This window comes from Stenotrophomonas sp. YJH_SMC_73 (assembly GCF_059370155.1).
Genome location: NZ_JCAFTJ010000014.1, coordinates 94,809 through 110,650, shown reverse-complemented (window position 1 = coordinate 110,650; position 15,842 = coordinate 94,809). Strand labels below are relative to the sequence as shown.

Below are 15,842 nucleotides of genomic sequence, written 5' to 3'. Positions count from 1 at the left end.
CAACGCTGAACGGTCGGGGCAGCCGGCGAGCGGCCGGCTCTACCACTTCAGGGCCGCTGCGCCAGCGGCAGGTGGAAGCATCCGGCATCATCGCCGCCCGTCACCAGGAATCGGACGCGGCGGCGGCGGGCCCGCCGGTGACCATAGCGCCGACTCTGCGGCTTGGGAAGTAGGGAAACCCCGCGGAAGAGTGATGAGGAAATGTCCACCGTCGCAGTCGGTGAGATCTGGTTGTCCACAGGGGGTGTGGATTACGCGTGGGCAACTTTGTGGATAAGCCCCGACAGGCGCCACCCCCCTAGGCTGTCAAGATGGGTGGCGAAAAATTCACCGCCGGTGACGACGGGTGAGGGGGCGGTGAAGGCTCGGCTGAGCCAGCGCTGTCGCCAGCGGCGGCGCTCGCGGTAACCTGTGGGCCTTGATGCTCCGTGAGACCCCATGAAACGTCACTTCTCGATGCTGCGCGAATTCCAGCTGGCCGACTGGTTCACCCTGGCCAATGCTTTCTGCGGCACCGGTGCGGTCTTTGCCGCGATGCGCTTCCTGCAGGACGGCGAGCGCGGCTATCTGCTGTTCGGCATGGCGCTGATCCCGCTGGCCTTCATCTTCGACGCCCTCGACGGGCGCATCGCGCGCTGGCGCAAGTCCAGCTCCACCCTGGGCCGCGAGCTGGACTCGCTGTCCGACGTGATCTCCTTCGGCGTGGCGCCGGCGGCGCTGGCCTATGCCTGCGGCATGCAGGGCGGATGGGACTGGCTGGTGCTGAGCTACTTCGTCTGCTGCGGCGTCAGCCGCCTGGCACGCTACAACGTCACTGCCGAGGCGCTCGCCGGCGACGAGGGCAAGGTCACGTATTTCGAGGGCACCCCGATCCCGACCAGCCTGGTGCTGGTGATCGTACTGGCGATTGCCGCCGGCACCGATGCCATCGGCCAGAACATCTGGTTCGGCCAGTGGCAGATCGGCCCGTGGCAGCTGCACCCGATGGTGCTGTTGTTCGCCCTGTCCGGGTCGCTGATGATCAGCAAGACCCTGCGTATTCCCAAGCCATGAGCCAGCCCTGCGGAGGCCTGCGATGACCAGCTCGGCCCACGACACCGGCAGCAGCGATTTCGAAACCCTGGCCCGGCAGTATTTCGGCGCCTGGGGCGATGCCCTGCGCCATGCGAGCACGCCCGGCGCACCCGCCGGTGACGATCCCGGCAGTTGGCAGCGGTTGTTCGACTGGTGGGGCCAGCTGTTGCCCGAGCAGGCGCAGGGCGCGCCGGAAGATGCCGTGCGCCGGTTCCGCGAACAGGCGGGCAGCTGGTACGGCACCATGCAGGAGGTCGCCGCACGGTTTGCGGGCCGCGACGCCAGCAGTGCCGATGTTGCCCAGGCCTGGCGCGAGGCGGTGCAGGGGCAGGGCGACGGCATGCTCCAGTGGATGCTGCAGGGCGCCCGTGGCAGCACGCACGCCGGCGCCGCGATACCCGAATTCGCCGCCTGGCTGCAGCAGTTCCAGCTGCAGGCGGGCCCGTGGCTGCAGAGCCCGGCATTCGGCCCCGGCCGCGAGCACCAGGCGCGCTGGCAGGCCCTGCTGCGTGCGCAGGAGGAATACCAGCAGCATTCGCGCGCCTATGTCGATCAGATCAAGCAGGCACTGGACGAAGCCTTTGCGCTGTTCGAGCAGCGCCTGGCCGAGCACGAACAGCCCGGCAGCCAGCTGACCAGCGCCCGCGCGATGTTCGACCTGTGGATCGAAGTTGCCGAGGAGGCCTACGCCAAGGTCGCCATGTCCGAACCGTTCCAGCAGGTGTACGCCTCGCTGGGCAACGCGCAGATGCGCCTGCGCGCCGGCCTGCAGCGGGAGGTGGAACAGATGAGTGAACGGATCGGCCTGCCGACCCGCAGCGAGATGGATGCCGCACACCGCCGCATCGCCGAGCTGGAGCGCAGCCTGCGCCGCCTGCAGGCGCAGGTGGCTGTGCTGGCTGGAACCGCTGAGGTCGATCCGGTGGCGCAGCCGGCGCCGGCGAAGGTGAAGCCAACTGCGCGCAAGGCCGCGAAGAAGGCCGCGCCGGCAAAGAAGGCGCCTGCGAAGAAGACATCTGCAAAGAAGGCCGCACCTCGCGCTTCCGCTCGGGCGCGTGACCGATGAAGGGACCATTGGGCTTCAACGCCGATGACCTGATGCAGGAGAGCCTGGCCATGCAGCGCAAGCTGATGGAAGGGCTGAAGCTGCTGCCGCAGGTGGAAGACGTGCACTATGGCGTGACCGCGCGCGAGGAAGTCTGGCGCGACGGCAAGGTGGTGCTGTATCGCTTCGTCGGTGAGCAGGCGCCGACCCGGCGCACGCCGCTGCTGATCGTCTACGCGCTGGTCAACCGGCCGTACATGGTCGACCTGCAGGCCGACCGTTCGCTGGTGCAGAAGCTGCTGGCGCTGGGCCAGGACGTGTACGTGCTCGACTGGGGCTACCCGGACCGGTCCGAACGCTTCCAGACCCTGGAGGACTACCTGCTGCGCTACATTGACGGAGCGGTCGATGCGCTGCGCGTGCGCAGTGGTGGCCCGGTCGACCTGCTCGGCATCTGCCAAGGCGGCGTGTTCGCACTCTGCTACGCAGCGTTGCGCCAACAGAAGCTGGGCAAGCTGATCACCATGGTCACCCCGGTCGATTTCCAGACCGCCGACAACATGCTCTCGCACTGGGCGCGGCAGGTGGACGTGGACCTGCTGGTCGATACGCTGGGCAACATCCCGGCCGACCTGATGAACGCCAGCTACCTGATGCTCAAGCCGTTCCGCCTGAACGTGCAGAAGTACGTCGGCCTGCTCGACATCCTCGATGACAAGGCGGCGCTGGAGGACTTCCTGCGCATGGAGAAGTGGATCTTCGATTCGCCGGACCTGGCGGGCGAGGCGTTCCGCGATTTCATCAAGCAGTTCTACCAGGCCAATGGCCTGATGAAGGGCACGGTAAGGATCGGCGAGGAAGCAGTGGACCTGTCGCAGGTGACGCTGCCGGTGCTGAACATCTACGCCGAGCAGGATCATCTGGTGCCGCCGGACGCCTCGCGCGCGATGCGCGGGCGCCTGGGCACGGACGACTACACCGAGTCCAGCTTCCGCGGTGGCCATATCGGCATCTACGTGTCCGGGCGCGCGCAGCGCGAAGTGCCGGCCACGATCGATGGTTGGCTGAAGGCGCGCGACCTGTAGAGTCGAGCCCTGCTCGACTGACTTGGAGGGATGATGACGTACCGGATTTTGTTGATTCTTGCGGTACTGCTGGCAGCGCCCCTTGCCCAGGCCGCACCCGGTGCGGATGCACGGCGGGAGATCGCCCAGTTGATCGCCAGCCTGGACGGCTCCCAGTGCCGGTTCCAGCGCAATGGCAGCTGGTACGACGGCGGCGATGCGCGCGCGCATCTGCAGCGCAAGTACGACTATCTGCTGAAGAAGGACATGGTGGACAGCGCCGAGCAGTTCATCGAGCGCGCCGCCAGCCAGAGCAGCATGAGCGGCAAACCCTATCGCATCCAGTGCCCGGGGCAGCCTGAACAGACCGCAGCCGCCTGGTTCGGTGCGCGCCTGCAGGCGCTGCGTCACCGCACGCCGTAGACATGGGCAGGGTGTAGAGTCGAGCCACGCTCGACTGCCCTGTCCGTTGCCCGGAGCCGCCGCCATGAACACCACGCCCAAGACACTGTCGCGTTCATTGAACGACCGCATGATCGCCGGCGTGATGGGTGGCATTGCCCATCGCTTCGGCTGGAATGCCACCCTCCTGCGGGTGGTCTACGTGCTGCTGTCGCTGGCCTCGGCGGCCTTCCCCGGCATCCTGGTCTACCTGATCCTGTGGCTGCTGATGCCGAACGAGGCCGATTGAACACCGTCTCCCGGCCTTGGCCGATCTGGCTGCGCGCGCTGCAGGTGCTGGGCGCGGTGTGGACCCTGCCCAACACCCTGATCGGCCTGATGGGTGGGCTGGCCGGCATGCTCGGCGGCGCGACATTGCGCTGGAGCCGGGGTGACTGCGCGCTGGTGTTCGACCGCTGGCCGTGGGGGCCGGGTGGGGCGATCACCTTGGGCAATGTGATCCTGCACACGGGCCACGATCTTGGCATTTCCTGCCGGACCTACGCGCATCAGGCGGGGTGGGGCGTGGAGCCGCTGATCCGGCTGGACGACCATGAGCGTGCGCATGTCTACCAGTACATGGTGCTGGGGCCGCTGTACCTGCCGGTGTACCTGCTGTGTGGCGGGGTGAGTGCGCGCAATCCGTTCGAGCGGGCGGCCGATCATTTCGCCCGGTTCGGGCACGGCTGGTGGCCGTAGTTTCCAGCCAACGGCACAGCACAGCAAAAGCGGGTCGCGCGCTGCGCTTGCTCGTGTAGAGCCGAGCCTGCGCTCGGCTTCGCGGACTGGCCGGAAAGCAGCCGAGCGTGGGCTCGGCTCTACAAAAAGCGGCCAGGCAAGCTGTTTTTGCTTTTGATCTTCTTTTTTCTTTTCCGTGGCTGGACGTGCCCGAAAAACTGTCAGGGGCCGGGCGGGGTGGGTGCGCGGGACCGTTGGTGCCATGGATGGCGCCATCGAGCCCCCAGGGACGGGTTCACGGCGTGTCACGCGCACCCACCTCGCCCGGCCCAATCACATCAAACGCGTTACACGACCACCCACGAGGGGCTGCGCCGTTGGCGGGAATCCCCCACGGATTCGTTAGCCGGAAGTTAAGGATCCGTAAGCATTCTGCTGCGATCCCGCAGTCATCTGCATGCAACCGATCGTCATTAGCCTTCGTGACGTTCCAGTCAGGTTCGACGCGGTAAGCTCTCTCCCGATGAGCTCGCAGCATCGCTCATCGAGTGCAGTACGCAGTAGCAATTTGGAGGAATACATCACATGGCAATCGTTCTTTATGTCGGTGGTAGCAAGGATGGCGAGAAGGGCGTGGTGCCCTACGGCTTCAGCAAATCCCGCGCCGACACCGCGCTGGGGCCGGAGTTCTACACGGAGCGGTTCATGGAACTGCAGGGTGTCGGCAAGGTCCGCCTGATGGCCCTGGAAAGCATGCGTGACGACATCGTCATGCAGCGTGCCGCCCGCCACTACCGCTGACCTTCGCAACACGCGGCAGGGCGCGCCCACCATCGCGCGCCCGCGCCGGCATCCCAGCCCCGGGCCAGTCCGAGCCCGCTCCTTGCCAGGATGCCGGCGTCCACTCCGGCGACGCCGCTGAACCTCGCGCCCTGTCAATGCCTTGTCCGGCTCCGTCGTGGATTGCCAGAATGGGGTCTTCCCGTAACGCGGTTCAGACCTGAAGCAATGCACGACGCCAAGAACGCCCAGAGCGCGCTCGCCCAGCAGATCGCCCAGACCATCGCCGACGAGATCGGTGCCCAGTCCGCCCAGGTGCGCGCCGCCGTCGGCCTGCTCGACGAGGGCGCCAGCGTTCCGTTCATCGCGCGCTACCGCAAGGAAGTGACCGGCGGCCTGGACGACACCCAGCTGCGCAACCTGGAGGTGCGCCTGACCTACCTGCGCGAGCTGGAGGACCGCCGCGCGGCCGTGCTGGCCAGCATCGGCGAACAGGGCAAGCTCAGCGATGAACTGCGCAACGACATCCTGGCGGCCGATACCAAGAGCCGGCTGGAAGATCTGTACCTGCCGTACAAGCCCAAGCGCCGCACCCGTGCGCAGATTGCCCGCGAGGCAGGGCTGGAGCCGCTGGCCGATGGCCTGCTGGCCGACCCGACGCAGGACCCGCAGACGTTCGCGGCCACCTTCGTCGATACCGACAAGGGTGTGGCCGACACCAAGGCCGCGCTGGAAGGCGCGCGTGCGATCCTGATGGAGCGCTGGGGCGAGGATGCCGCGCTGGTCGGTGAACTGCGCACCTGGCTGGGCGAGACCGGGGTGATCCGCGCCCGCGTGGTCGAGGGCAAGGAGACCGAAGGCGCCAAGTACCGCGACTATTTCGATCATGCCGAGTCGCTGGCCAGGATTCCCTCGCACCGCTTGCTGGCACTGTTCCGCGCGCGCCGCGAAGAGATCCTGTTCCTGGAACTGGACCCGGGCAGTGATGCCGAGGCCGGCCACCAGTACGCCGAGGGTCGGGTGGCACGCAAGGCCGGCATCGCCGACCAGGGCCGCGCGGCCGACCGCTGGCTGCTGGATGCCTGTCGCCTGACCTGGCGCGCCAAGCTGCACACCCATCTGCTGCTGGACCTGTTCAACCAGGCCCGCGAGAAGGCCGAGGCCGAGGCCATTGCGGTGTTCGGCGACAACCTGAAGGATCTGCTGCTGGCCGCGCCGGCCGGTCCAAAGACCGTGCTCGGCCTGGACCCGGGCATCCGCACCGGCTGCAAGATCGCCGTGGTCGATGCCACCGGCAAGCTGGTCGCCACCGACACCATCTACCCGCATGAACCGCGCCGGCAGTGGGAGCAGTCACTGCAGACGATCAAGCAGCTGTGCGTGAAGCACAACGTTGAACTGATCGCGATCGGCAACGGTACTGCCAGCCGCGAAACCGACAAGCTGGCCGGTGAAGCGATCAAGGCCTGCGCCAACCCGAAGCTGCAGAAGGTGGTGGTCAGCGAGGCCGGGGCGTCGGTGTACTCGGCGTCCGAGTTCGCGGCCAGGGAGTTCCCGGGGCTGGACGTGTCGCTGCGGGGCGCGGTATCGATCGCTCGCCGCCTGCAGGACCCGCTGGCCGAACTGGTGAAGATCGATCCCAAGGCGATCGGTGTCGGCCAGTACCAGCACGATGTGGACCAGTACCGTTTGGCGCGGGCGCTGGATGCACGGGTCGAGGACTGTGTGAATGCCGTGGGCGTGTACGTGAACACCGCTTCGGCTGCACTGTTGTCGCGGGTGTCCGGGCTGTCGGCCACGGTGGCCGAGAACATCGTGCGCCATCGTGACGAGAACGGGCCGTTCAAGCGTCGCAAGGAGCTGCTGAAGGTCGCGCGCCTGGGCGAGAAGACCTTTGAACAGTGCGCCGGCTTCCTGCGCATTGCCGACGGGGATGAACCGCTGGACGCCTCGGCGGTGCATCCAGAAGCCTACCCGGTGGTCGAGCGCATCGTGGCCAGCACCGCGCGCCCGATCAAGGCGCTGATCGGTGATGGCAGCTTCCTGCGCGGCCTGAAGGCCGAGCAGTTCACCGATGCCACCTTCGGCGTGCCGACCGTGCGTGACATCCTCAGGGAACTGGAGAAGCCGGGCCGCGACCCGCGCCCGGAGTTCAAGGCGGCGCGGTTCGCCGAGGGGGTCGAGGACATCAAGGACCTGCGCGAAGGCATGGTGCTGGAAGGCGTGGTCAGCAACGTGGCCGCTTTCGGTGCCTTCGTCGATATCGGCGTCCACCAGGACGGCCTGATCCACATTTCGGCGCTCTCCGATACGTTCGTGAAGGACCCGCGCGATGTGGTCAAGGCCGGTGACATCGTCAAAGTGAAGGTGCTGGAGGTCGACGTGGCGCGCAAGCGCATTGCCCTGACCCGTCGCCTGGACGACACCCCCGGCCAGGCCACCAGCCGTCCGGGCCAGCGTGATGAACGCGGCCAGGCGCCGGGACCGCGCCGCGACGCAGGCGGCCAGAACCGCGGTCCGAACCGGGGCCAGGGGGCGGGCGGTCGTCCCGCCCAGTCTGCTCCGCCGGCCAACAACGCCCTGGCCGAGGCCTTCGCCCGCGCCAAGCGCAGTTGAGGATCGTGCCCCCCGTCACGCTTGGCTCGTGGCGGGGGACTTGTCGGTTTTCCCCGTGATTGCGCACACTTGCGCCTGAGGGGGGCGTTCGGCCACCCCGCTGTCGCTGGGGAGGGCCATGACGCCAGCACCACCCGTCGCCTGTACCGGCGGCCGCAGCACCCTGCTGCGGTCGGCGCCTGCCTGTGCCGGCAGGGGACCGGATTGATGGCGGGCCAGGGCACGCACGGCAATGGACTGCTGGAGCGCCGCCTGCATGAGCTGGCGGAAGAGCGTCGCCGCCTGGCGATGATCATCGACGGTACCGCTGCGGGAACCTGGGAGTGGAACGTGCAGACCGGCGAGATGCGGGTCAACGCGCGCTGGGCCGAGATCGTCGGCTACCGCCTGGAAGAGCTGGAACCGATCTGCCAGAAGACCTTCCTGAAACTGGTCCATCCCGATGACATCGCGCTGTCGGATGCGGCGCTGGACGACCATTTCGAAGGGCGCAGCGACAACTACGCCTGCCTGCTGCGCATGCGCCACAGGAACGGCCAGTGGATCTGGATCCAGGACCGTGGCCGGGTGTTCGAGTGGGACGGGCAGGGCAGGCCGTTGTGGATGGCCGGTGCCCACGCCGACGTGACCGAGCTGCAGCAGGCGCGGCAGGACGCGGCCGAGACCCGGCAACGCCTGCAGGCGGTGGTCGATGCGTCCGATGAGGTGGCGGTGATCGCCACCGATACCGATGGCACCATCACTCTGTTCAACACGGGGGCGGAGCGCCTGCTGGGCTACAGCGCGGCGGAGGTGGTCGGCCAGCGCCGGCTCGACGCCTTCCACGATCCAGCCGAACTGAAAGCGTGGTTGCAGCCGCTGGCTGATGCTGATGGCAATCTTCCCGGCGTGTTCGAGGCGCTGAGCGCGCGTGCCGACGGGCAGACCTACTCGCGGCAGTGGACGCTGCTGCGCAAGGATGGCCAGTCACGCCAGGTACGCCTGTCGATCAGCCGCATGGAGAGTGCCGATGGAACGCGCATCGGCTACGTCGGCATGGCCATCGACATTACCGAGATCCTGCAGGCACGCGCCGAAGCACGACTTTCGGCAGAGAAGTTCGCTGGCGCGTTCACCTCCGCCGCACTGGGCATGGCACTGGTGTCGCTGGAAGGACGCTGGCTGGATGTCAACGACGCGCTGTGCCGGATACTGGGCTACCCGCGAGAAGAGCTGCTGCAGGTCGATTTCCAGCGCCTGACCCATCCCGATGACCTGCAGACCGACCTGGCCCTGGTACAGGACCTGTTGGCCGGGCGACGCAGCCACTATCACCTGGAAAAGCGCTACCTCGACCGCGACGGCCGCATCATCTGGGCGCGGCTGTCGGTGTCGCTGGTGCGCAACGAGCATGGCGAACCGCTGCATTTCGTGTCGCAGATCCAGGACATCACCGCCCAGCGCAGCAGCGAGCAGCGCCTGTTCGAGAGTGAACAACGCAGCCGAATCACGCTGGATGCGGTGGCCGACCTGGTGCTCAGCGTCAGCCTTGATGGCCGCATCGACTACGCCAACGCGGCTGCGGTGCGCACCCTGGCCGGTGATGGCGCCTTGTCGCTGGCCGGGCACAAGGTGCAGGACGTGCTGGCGCTGACCACCGAGTACGCGCCCGGCTCGGTACTGGATGTGACGGTGCTGCTGGACCCGGAGAGCAACGCGGTGGACCTGCACGCCGACCTGCTGCTGCGCCTGGGCACGGCAACGGTGCCGGTGGACCTGACCCGCGCCTGGCTGCGCGATGACGAAGGCCACGTGCGCGGCGCGGTGTGGGTGCTGCGCGACGACACCCAGCAGCGGGCACGCCAGCGCGAAGCCCGCCACCTGGCCGAGATCGATCCGCTCACCGAACTGAGCAACCGCCGCGGTTTCGAGGTGCACCTGCAGCAGGCGATCACCCGCGTGGAGCGCACCGGCCAGGCCGCCTCGCTGATGTACATCGATCTGGACCGCTTCAAGCCGGTCAACGACACCTGGGGCCATCTGGCCGGCGATGCCGTGCTGTGGGCGGTGGCCAGCGTGCTGCGCCATGGCGTGCGCGATTCGGACGTGGTGGCGCGGTTGGGCGGTGACGAATTCGCGGTCATCCTGTCCGGTTGTACGCCGCGGCGTGCGGCCCGCATCGGGGGCGAGCTGCTGCACACCCTGGCTGCGCTGTCCATTCCGTGGGACCAGGACCGGCTGCGGATCGGTGCCAGCATCGGTATCGCGCCGCTGGCCGGCGGCATGAGCGTGGACCAGGCGGTGGCTGCGGCCGATGCCCAGTGCTACCGGGCCAAGGCGATGGGGCGCAACAACGTGCAGGTGCAGGGCGAGTTGTCCCAGCTTCCGGGTGACGATCCCGACGCCGCGGAGGACTGATCTCAGCCTGTGAGAGGACGCGCGCGAATACTGCGCGCACTCCACTCACGCAGGTAACCTCCATGAATGCCTGGAACCCGGTTGCGGTACGCAAGTTCATTCCGGCCCTGATCGGCTGGTGCCTGGCGCTGGCCGCCTGTCTACGCGCCGAACAGCTGCGCGGCGACCTGCACGCACGGGCGTTGTTGCCCGTGTTGCAGCAAGGTGCGGTCGCGCTGCTGGTCCTGAGCCTGTCCTGCACGGTTGCGGCCTGCCTGTTGCTGTGGCGGCATGGCCGCAGCGATCATGTGCATCCCGCTGCAGGCACTACACCCGCACGGCATCCATCAGCAGGAACCGGCACGGCGCACACTGGAAGGCATTGATCTGTGGCACCAGGCGCTGGAAGTGTTCGCTGGCACAGTGCAGGTCGAGCGCGGCGCGGTCGGGCCACAGCTCGATGAAGATGAAGTGGCCCGGATCCTTCTGGTCGACGAACAGTTCATAGCCGAGGCAGCGCGGCTCGCGCAGCGTGCACGCGACCAGCTCCCGGTACAGGGGAAGCACGGTGTCCACCGCATCGGGATGGATGAAATCCTCGGCGATCACTTTCAGCATGTCGGCACCTGCGAATCGGGCCTTGCAGGATAGCGCCGGCGCATGGCCGGCACCTGTTCCCGTCAACGCAATACCGTGTCCGCACTGACCAGCCGCACGTCATGCATCTGATTGAGGTAGGCCTCGTAGTAGCCCTTGTGCGAGGCACCCACGATGGCCAGCATGCGTCTGCCAGGATGCTGGCTCAGCACGTCGCGGATGTTGGCGACCATGCGCAGGTTGCGGGTTTCCCAGTAACCGACGTACATCCGGCCGAACGCCTTGGAGGACGGCTCGACGAGCGTCGCGCCGAAGTCGCTCTGGTAGGCGGCCATCGCCGCCGCCGGGCTGTTGTAGTCCCGATACAGCGCCATGACGCCGCCGGGCTTGTCCAGATCGGCCACGAGGCGTTCATCGGCCTCCCGCCGCGCGCGCGAGTGCGTATTGTTCCAGGCACCGGTGATGGCCGCGCTGGCCGCCGCTTCATCCTCGGCGGGCGTGGGCGAATCGGCCGTGTGGTCGTCCACGGCCCACAGGCGTTCCTGCCCGAGGCGGGCGGCGACCTCGGCGGCGATCAGGTGGGTTTCATTGCGGCGAACCAGGCCTTTTTCGAGGATCTCGACCAGGGCAGGTGTCAGTCCATCACCGCCTTTGCGCTCGGACGCAGGCAGGCGCAGCCACTGCACCTGCGCCGAGCCGCGTTCACCCGCTGCCAGGAACAATGCTGCGAGCCGACGACGCTGGGCGGGCGTCGGCTCGTCCGGCCAGGTCGCAAGCAGGTGCTCGGCCTGGGTGTTCGCCGTAGGCACGTCCAGTCCGGTCGCAGCCTGCGCAGCGGTGGTGTCGAAGCAGTAGGTGGCCACGCTCTCCGCATAGCGTGCCGGGTAGCGACGCATGAAATCGCACTGCAGGCCTGACAGGTCTTCGGTGGCGATCAGCTCGGGCTTCCAGGCGACCAGTCGCTGCAGCAACGGTTCAAGCAAGGCGGGCTGGAAGGACTTGGGCAGGCCGGACAAGTGGGGGGTGCCCAGTACCAGCACTTCGTTCGGGCGCCCGGCAGGCGGGCCCTTCAGCTGGTCGGGATGGAAGCTGGGGCGGTAGGTGGCGTCGGCAGCGAAGGCGCCGCTGCTGCACAGGCCCAGGATGAGGAAACTGGCCAGGCGTGGGAACATGCGATCTCCGTGTCAGTGAGCGTCCTGCGGTTCGCTGCATGCTGGCCAGTTTCATCTACCACCGGATCTCCCGTTGGTCATGCAAACCTTTTCCGCTTGAACTGCATCCGCGTGCCGGGCAAGGCTATGCCCAGTGACGGCGACAACGCGCGACATATGCCCTGACGACAGCCGGTGCCGAGCAGAACCTGCCCAGCCGGCGCCTGGCGAAACCGCTCGGCGGTGCCCCTGTCGCGCGTGAGCGGAATGTGAAGTGCATCGCGATTGTCTACCGCATCCCTGCAGCAGCATCTGAAGATGCGACGGACGTCGCGGAATCCGGCTAAAGCCACCGATCGCATCGCCGATATTCCCTCTGGATCCCGCTCAAGTCGCCCGCTGCAGGACCCCAGGCTGCCCCCGACGGGCGGCCCGCGCTGTGTGTTCCGCCGCTCCCTATGCCGATCGCACCCGCACCAGACGTTCTTGCCAGCCGCTCGAGGGGTGCCTGCCGGTACCTGTAGTCCCAAGCACCTGAAGTTGCCGCCGGGCATCCCGCCCGTCGGGTCGCAACCGCTTACCGGACACCGAGGATCAGACAATGCTCATTCCAGGCTTTACGGCGGGCGCGCAGGCGCCGGCCGAGCTGCATACCCGTTGGTCGCCGTGGCGCGCCCTGCTGGGCGCGCTGGCACCGCAGCACCGCAGCGGCGTCGAGGCGGCGGCCGATGGCCGTGCCGAGCTGGAGGCGCAGGTCGCGGCGCTGCACCGGGTCCAGGCGGTCATCGAGTTCGCCCTCGATGGCACCATCCTGCAGGCCAACGAGAACTTCCTGCAGGCGATGGGTTACCGGCTGGAGGAGATCCAGGGCAAGCATCATTCCCTGTTCGTCGACCCCGAGCAGGCGCGCAGCGCCGGATACCGTGACTTCTGGGCGCGGCTGGGTCGTGGCGAATATGACGCGGGCCAGTACCGGCGTTTTGGCAAGAACCAGCGCGAGATCTGGATCCAGGCCTCGTACAACCCGGTGCTGGACCGACAGGGGCGTCCGTACAAGGTGGTCAAGTTCGCCACTGACATCACTGCGCAGAAGCTGCAGGCGGCCGACTCGGCCGGCCAGCTGGCGGCGATCGACAAGTCGCAGGCGGTGATCGAGTTCAGCATGGATGGCCGCATCCTGTCGGCCAACGACAACTTCCTGGCTGCCACCGGTTACAGCCTGGATGATGTGCGTGGCCAGCACCACTCGCTGTTCGTCGAACCTGAGTATCGCAGCAGTGCCGAGTATCGGCAGTTCTGGGAAAAGCTCGGCCGTGGCGAATATGATGCCGGCCAGTACCGGCGCCTCGGCAAGGGCGGACGCGAGGTCTGGATCCAGGCGTCCTACAACCCGATCCTGGACCTCAACGGGAAGCCGTTCAAGGTGGTCAAGTACGCCACCGACATCACCGCGCAGGTGCATGAGAACCAGGCCATGCAGCGTGCCGTGGCGCAGACCCGTGAAGTGGTGGCGGCCGCCAAGGAGGGCGACCTGACCCGGCGCGTGGCCACCGCCGACAAGACCGGGCCGATCGCCGAGCTGTGCGAAGGGGTGAATTCGCTGGTCGAGGCGATGGCCGCGATCATCGGCCAGATCAAGTTCGCCGCTGACACCATCGCCGTCGGTGCCACCGAGATCGCGCAGGGCAACAGCGATCTGTCGCAGCGCACCGAGCAGCAGGCAGCGTCGCTGGAGGAGACCGCGGTGTCGATGAAGGGCCTGGCCGAGACCGTGCAGCGCACCGCGACCAACGCACGGCAGGCCAGTCAGCTGGCTGGTGGTGCCGCCGATGTCGCCGCGCGCGGCGGTAACGTAGTGCACGAAGTGGTGGAAACCATGGCGGTGATCAACGCGTCCTCGCGCCGCATCGTCGACATCATCGGCGTGATCGACGGCATCGCCTTCCAGACCAACATCCTTGCCCTGAACGCCGCGGTGGAAGCCGCGCGTGCGGGCGAACACGGGCGTGGCTTCGCCGTGGTCGCCACCGAGATCCGGGAACTGTCGCAGCGCTCGGCCAGTGCCGCCAAGGAGATCAAGCAGCTGATCGATGCGTCGGTGGCCAATGTCGGTGCCGGTACCGCGCAGGTTGAGAGCGCCGGCCGCACCATGGACGAGATCGTGGTCAACGTGCGCCGGGTCAGCGACCTGATGTCCGAGATCAGCACGGCCGCGCAGCAGCAGAGCGACGACATCCAGCAGATGAACCATGCCGTCGATCTGATCGACCAGGGCACCCAGCAGAACGCCGCGCTGGTCGAGGAAGCTTCGGCCGCGGCGCGCAGCATGGAAGAACAGTCGGCGCAGCTGCTGCAGACGGTGGCCAGCTTCCGCGTGCAGGGTGGGGCGGGGCACCTGCATGGTGCGGCGGTGCTGCGCGCGGTCTAGGCGCGGCGGTCGGCGTGTTGTTCCCCGGCCTCGACGGCCGGGGCGGCGTGCACGCAGTTGCGGCCGGCATGCTTGGCCCGGTACAGGGCCTGGTCGGCGCGCTCGACCAGGCTGCGCGGGTCACCCTGGTCATGCGCGGCCTGCCAGGCCACGCCGATGCTGATGGTCACGTGGGCCTGGGCGGCGGGCAGGGCGGCGGCTTCCACGGCGGCGCGCAGGCGCTCGCCCAGGCCCAGGGCGTGGCCGATGTCGGGCGCGGGCAGGGCGGCGATGAACTCCTCGCCGCCGTAGCGGGCCAGCAGGTCATCACCGCGTTGCAGGCAGCCGTCGAGGATCGCGGCGACCGCCTGCAGGCGGCGATCACCTTCCGGATGCCCGTAGGTGTCGTTGAGTCGCTTGAAGTGGTCGATATCGATCATCAGCACCGCCAGCCCCACGCCCTGGCGACGGGCGCGGCCGTGCGCGCTGCCGAGCGCTTCATCGAAGTTGCGCCGGTTGCCGAGCCCGGTCAACGGATCGCGCCGGGCCAGCAGCGCCAGCTCGTCGCGCTCACGCTGGATCTGCACCTGGGTGAGCACGCTGCGCAGGGCATGGCCGAGCATGGCACCGATGAACCCCACGGTGGCCAGGGTCGGCTGCAGGCGTGCCACCAGCAGCGCCACCATCATCAGCAGCAACGGCAGCATCAGCGGCACGCCGGCATCGACGATGCGGCGGAGGTTGCGCGGCACAGCCACCGCCGGTGGGCGGTACGTGCTGCCGGCCAGCACTGCCAGCAGCACGAACAGCCCGCTGATCAGCAGGTCGCCCCAGCCACCATCGGGTACCTGCGGCTGCCAGGTATTGATGTAGAGCGCCATCAGGAAGTAGCCGAGCGCGTAGATCGTCAACGTGCGGAAGAAGTCGCGGCGGTCGGCATTGTCCTCGGCCAGGAAGCGGATCAGCGCGAAGCAGAACACCAGGCTGTTCTGCACGTTGCTCAGGGTGTGCAGGCATTGCGTCCACAATGCGGTGTTGAGGTGTGCCATCGCCCGCGTATGCACGAAGTACAGCAACCACAGCAGCGCGATGACCGCCAGGTCCACCGCACGGATACAGCGGTTGCCGCCGCCTGGGCTGGCGGCCACGTAGGTCAGCGGAATCCGGTAGAACACATACAGGATCAGCGACGAGGCGCTCATCTGCGCAGGGCTGAGGCCGGCCACATTGCGATACAGCAGGGCCAGCAGGGCCAGCGAGAACAGGCCGACGGCAGCGCCCAGCGTTCGCCACTTGCAGGCCGCCTGGCTGTCGCGCGCGCGTCGCACGCAGGCCAGAGCGGCCAGAAGGGGGGCGGTGATCAGCATCAGGTAGGAGCCAACCGGGTCCTGCGGGCCGATCAAGGCAATGACGAGCGCGTGCGTGACCATGAAAAACAGTGCCGCACGCAACGTCATGCATTCCCCCGCCCCCAGATCCGGCTGGGATCACGATAGGCAGAAGTAGGTGAGGCTGGCAAGAAAAGTGTGCGCTAGTGCTATTCGCAACCTTGTCGGCTGTCACATTTTCGTTTCAGCGGGGTGACACGACGGCGTTGACGTGGGCGTACGTCC

Annotated in this window: 14 protein-coding genes; 10 read left to right on the top strand and 4 right to left on the bottom strand. The window is 67.4% G+C overall.

Annotated features, from left to right (window positions below; all coding sequences use genetic code 11):
* Positions 1-438: 438 nt before the first annotated feature.
* The 9 genes from AC5P8R_RS19460 to AC5P8R_RS19420 all read left to right on the top strand — a co-directional run bounded on the left by AC5P8R_RS19460 (position 439) and on the right by AC5P8R_RS19420 (position 10,095).
* Positions 439-1,053, top strand: a complete 615-nt coding sequence (locus tag AC5P8R_RS19460) for a CDP-alcohol phosphatidyltransferase family protein (protein WP_014647547.1) — start codon at positions 439-441, stop codon at positions 1,051-1,053.
* 22 nt (positions 1,054-1,075) lie between these two features.
* A complete protein-coding gene (gene phaE, locus AC5P8R_RS19455; protein WP_262225318.1) occupies positions 1,076-2,140 on the top strand; it encodes a class III poly(R)-hydroxyalkanoic acid synthase subunit PhaE in 1,065 nt (354 codons plus the stop codon).
* Complete coding sequence (gene phaC, locus AC5P8R_RS19450; protein ID WP_032956096.1) at positions 2,137-3,204, top strand: class III poly(R)-hydroxyalkanoic acid synthase subunit PhaC; 1,068 nt, start codon at positions 2,137-2,139, stop codon at positions 3,202-3,204. The genes phaE and phaC overlap by 4 nt, the downstream gene beginning before the upstream one ends.
* Positions 3,205-3,237: 33 nt before the next feature.
* Positions 3,238-3,606, top strand: a complete 369-nt coding sequence (locus AC5P8R_RS19445) for a YfeK family protein (RefSeq protein ID WP_049408149.1) — start codon at positions 3,238-3,240, stop codon at positions 3,604-3,606.
* A 64-nt stretch (positions 3,607-3,670) separates the two neighbouring features.
* Positions 3,671-3,874, top strand: a complete 204-nt coding sequence (locus tag AC5P8R_RS19440; RefSeq protein ID WP_014647543.1) for a PspC domain-containing protein — start codon at positions 3,671-3,673, stop codon at positions 3,872-3,874.
* On the top strand, positions 3,871-4,323 hold the full coding sequence (locus AC5P8R_RS19435; RefSeq protein ID WP_495223745.1) for a hypothetical protein: 453 nt from the start codon (positions 3,871-3,873) through the stop codon (positions 4,321-4,323). The genes AC5P8R_RS19440 and AC5P8R_RS19435 overlap by 4 nt, the downstream gene beginning before the upstream one ends.
* Before the next feature lie 564 nt (positions 4,324-4,887).
* The gene (locus tag AC5P8R_RS19430) at positions 4,888-5,103 is read left to right on the top strand and encodes a hypothetical protein (protein ID WP_006452005.1); all 216 of its coding nucleotides are present in this window, start codon (positions 4,888-4,890) and stop codon (positions 5,101-5,103) included.
* 207 nt (positions 5,104-5,310) lie between these two features.
* A complete protein-coding gene (locus AC5P8R_RS19425; RefSeq protein ID WP_312580953.1) occupies positions 5,311-7,698 on the top strand; it encodes a Tex family protein in 2,388 nt (795 codons plus the stop codon).
* 207 nt (positions 7,699-7,905) lie between these two features.
* On the top strand, positions 7,906-10,095 hold the full coding sequence (locus tag AC5P8R_RS19420; protein WP_495223744.1) for a PAS domain S-box protein: 2,190 nt from the start codon (positions 7,906-7,908) through the stop codon (positions 10,093-10,095).
* A 140-nt stretch (positions 10,096-10,235) separates the two neighbouring features.
* On the opposite strand, the gene AC5P8R_RS19415 is transcribed toward AC5P8R_RS19420, so the two are convergent.
* The 3 genes from AC5P8R_RS19415 to AC5P8R_RS19405 all read right to left on the bottom strand — a co-directional run bounded on the left by AC5P8R_RS19415 (position 10,236) and on the right by AC5P8R_RS19405 (position 11,843).
* Positions 10,236-10,382, bottom strand: coding sequence for a hypothetical protein (locus AC5P8R_RS19415; RefSeq protein WP_154582529.1), 147 nt, complete (start codon positions 10,380-10,382; stop codon positions 10,236-10,238).
* 19 nt (positions 10,383-10,401) lie between these two features.
* Complete coding sequence (locus AC5P8R_RS19410) at positions 10,402-10,692, bottom strand: putative quinol monooxygenase (protein ID WP_046431272.1); 291 nt, start codon at positions 10,690-10,692, stop codon at positions 10,402-10,404.
* A 62-nt stretch (positions 10,693-10,754) separates the two neighbouring features.
* Complete coding sequence (locus AC5P8R_RS19405; RefSeq protein WP_014647537.1) at positions 10,755-11,843, bottom strand: DUF5694 domain-containing protein; 1,089 nt, start codon at positions 11,841-11,843, stop codon at positions 10,755-10,757.
* A 580-nt stretch (positions 11,844-12,423) separates the two neighbouring features.
* Between AC5P8R_RS19405 and AC5P8R_RS19400 the strand changes: the two genes are divergently transcribed.
* A complete protein-coding gene (locus AC5P8R_RS19400; RefSeq protein WP_014647536.1) occupies positions 12,424-14,250 on the top strand; it encodes a methyl-accepting chemotaxis protein in 1,827 nt (608 codons plus the stop codon).
* Here the strand turns inward: AC5P8R_RS19400 and AC5P8R_RS19395 are convergent.
* A complete protein-coding gene (locus tag AC5P8R_RS19395; RefSeq protein WP_495223743.1) occupies positions 14,247-15,686 on the bottom strand; it encodes a GGDEF domain-containing protein in 1,440 nt (479 codons plus the stop codon). The genes AC5P8R_RS19400 and AC5P8R_RS19395 overlap by 4 nt on opposite strands.
* Positions 15,687-15,842: the final 156 nt, after the last annotated feature.

Coding starts and splice junctions, on each gene's coding strand:
- AC5P8R_RS19460 (WP_014647547.1), top strand. CDS start 439: ATGAAACGTCACTTCTCGATGCTGCGCGAATTCCAGCTGGCCGACTGG.
- phaE (WP_262225318.1), top strand. CDS start 1,076: ATGACCAGCTCGGCCCACGACACCGGCAGCAGCGATTTCGAAACCCTG.
- phaC (WP_032956096.1), top strand. CDS start 2,137: ATGAAGGGACCATTGGGCTTCAACGCCGATGACCTGATGCAGGAGAGC.
- AC5P8R_RS19445 (WP_049408149.1), top strand. CDS start 3,238: ATGACGTACCGGATTTTGTTGATTCTTGCGGTACTGCTGGCAGCGCCC.
- AC5P8R_RS19440 (WP_014647543.1), top strand. CDS start 3,671: ATGAACACCACGCCCAAGACACTGTCGCGTTCATTGAACGACCGCATG.
- AC5P8R_RS19430 (WP_006452005.1), top strand. CDS start 4,888: ATGGCAATCGTTCTTTATGTCGGTGGTAGCAAGGATGGCGAGAAGGGC.
- AC5P8R_RS19425 (WP_312580953.1), top strand. CDS start 5,311: ATGCACGACGCCAAGAACGCCCAGAGCGCGCTCGCCCAGCAGATCGCC.
- AC5P8R_RS19420 (WP_495223744.1), top strand. CDS start 7,906: ATGGCGGGCCAGGGCACGCACGGCAATGGACTGCTGGAGCGCCGCCTG.
- AC5P8R_RS19415 (WP_154582529.1), bottom strand. CDS start 10,382: ATGATCGCTGCGGCCATGCCGCCACAGCAACAGGCAGGCCGCAACCGT.
- AC5P8R_RS19410 (WP_046431272.1), bottom strand. CDS start 10,692: ATGCTGAAAGTGATCGCCGAGGATTTCATCCATCCCGATGCGGTGGAC.
- AC5P8R_RS19405 (WP_014647537.1), bottom strand. CDS start 11,843: ATGTTCCCACGCCTGGCCAGTTTCCTCATCCTGGGCCTGTGCAGCAGC.
- AC5P8R_RS19400 (WP_014647536.1), top strand. CDS start 12,424: ATGCTCATTCCAGGCTTTACGGCGGGCGCGCAGGCGCCGGCCGAGCTG.
- AC5P8R_RS19395 (WP_495223743.1), bottom strand. CDS start 15,686: ATGACGTTGCGTGCGGCACTGTTTTTCATGGTCACGCACGCGCTCGTC.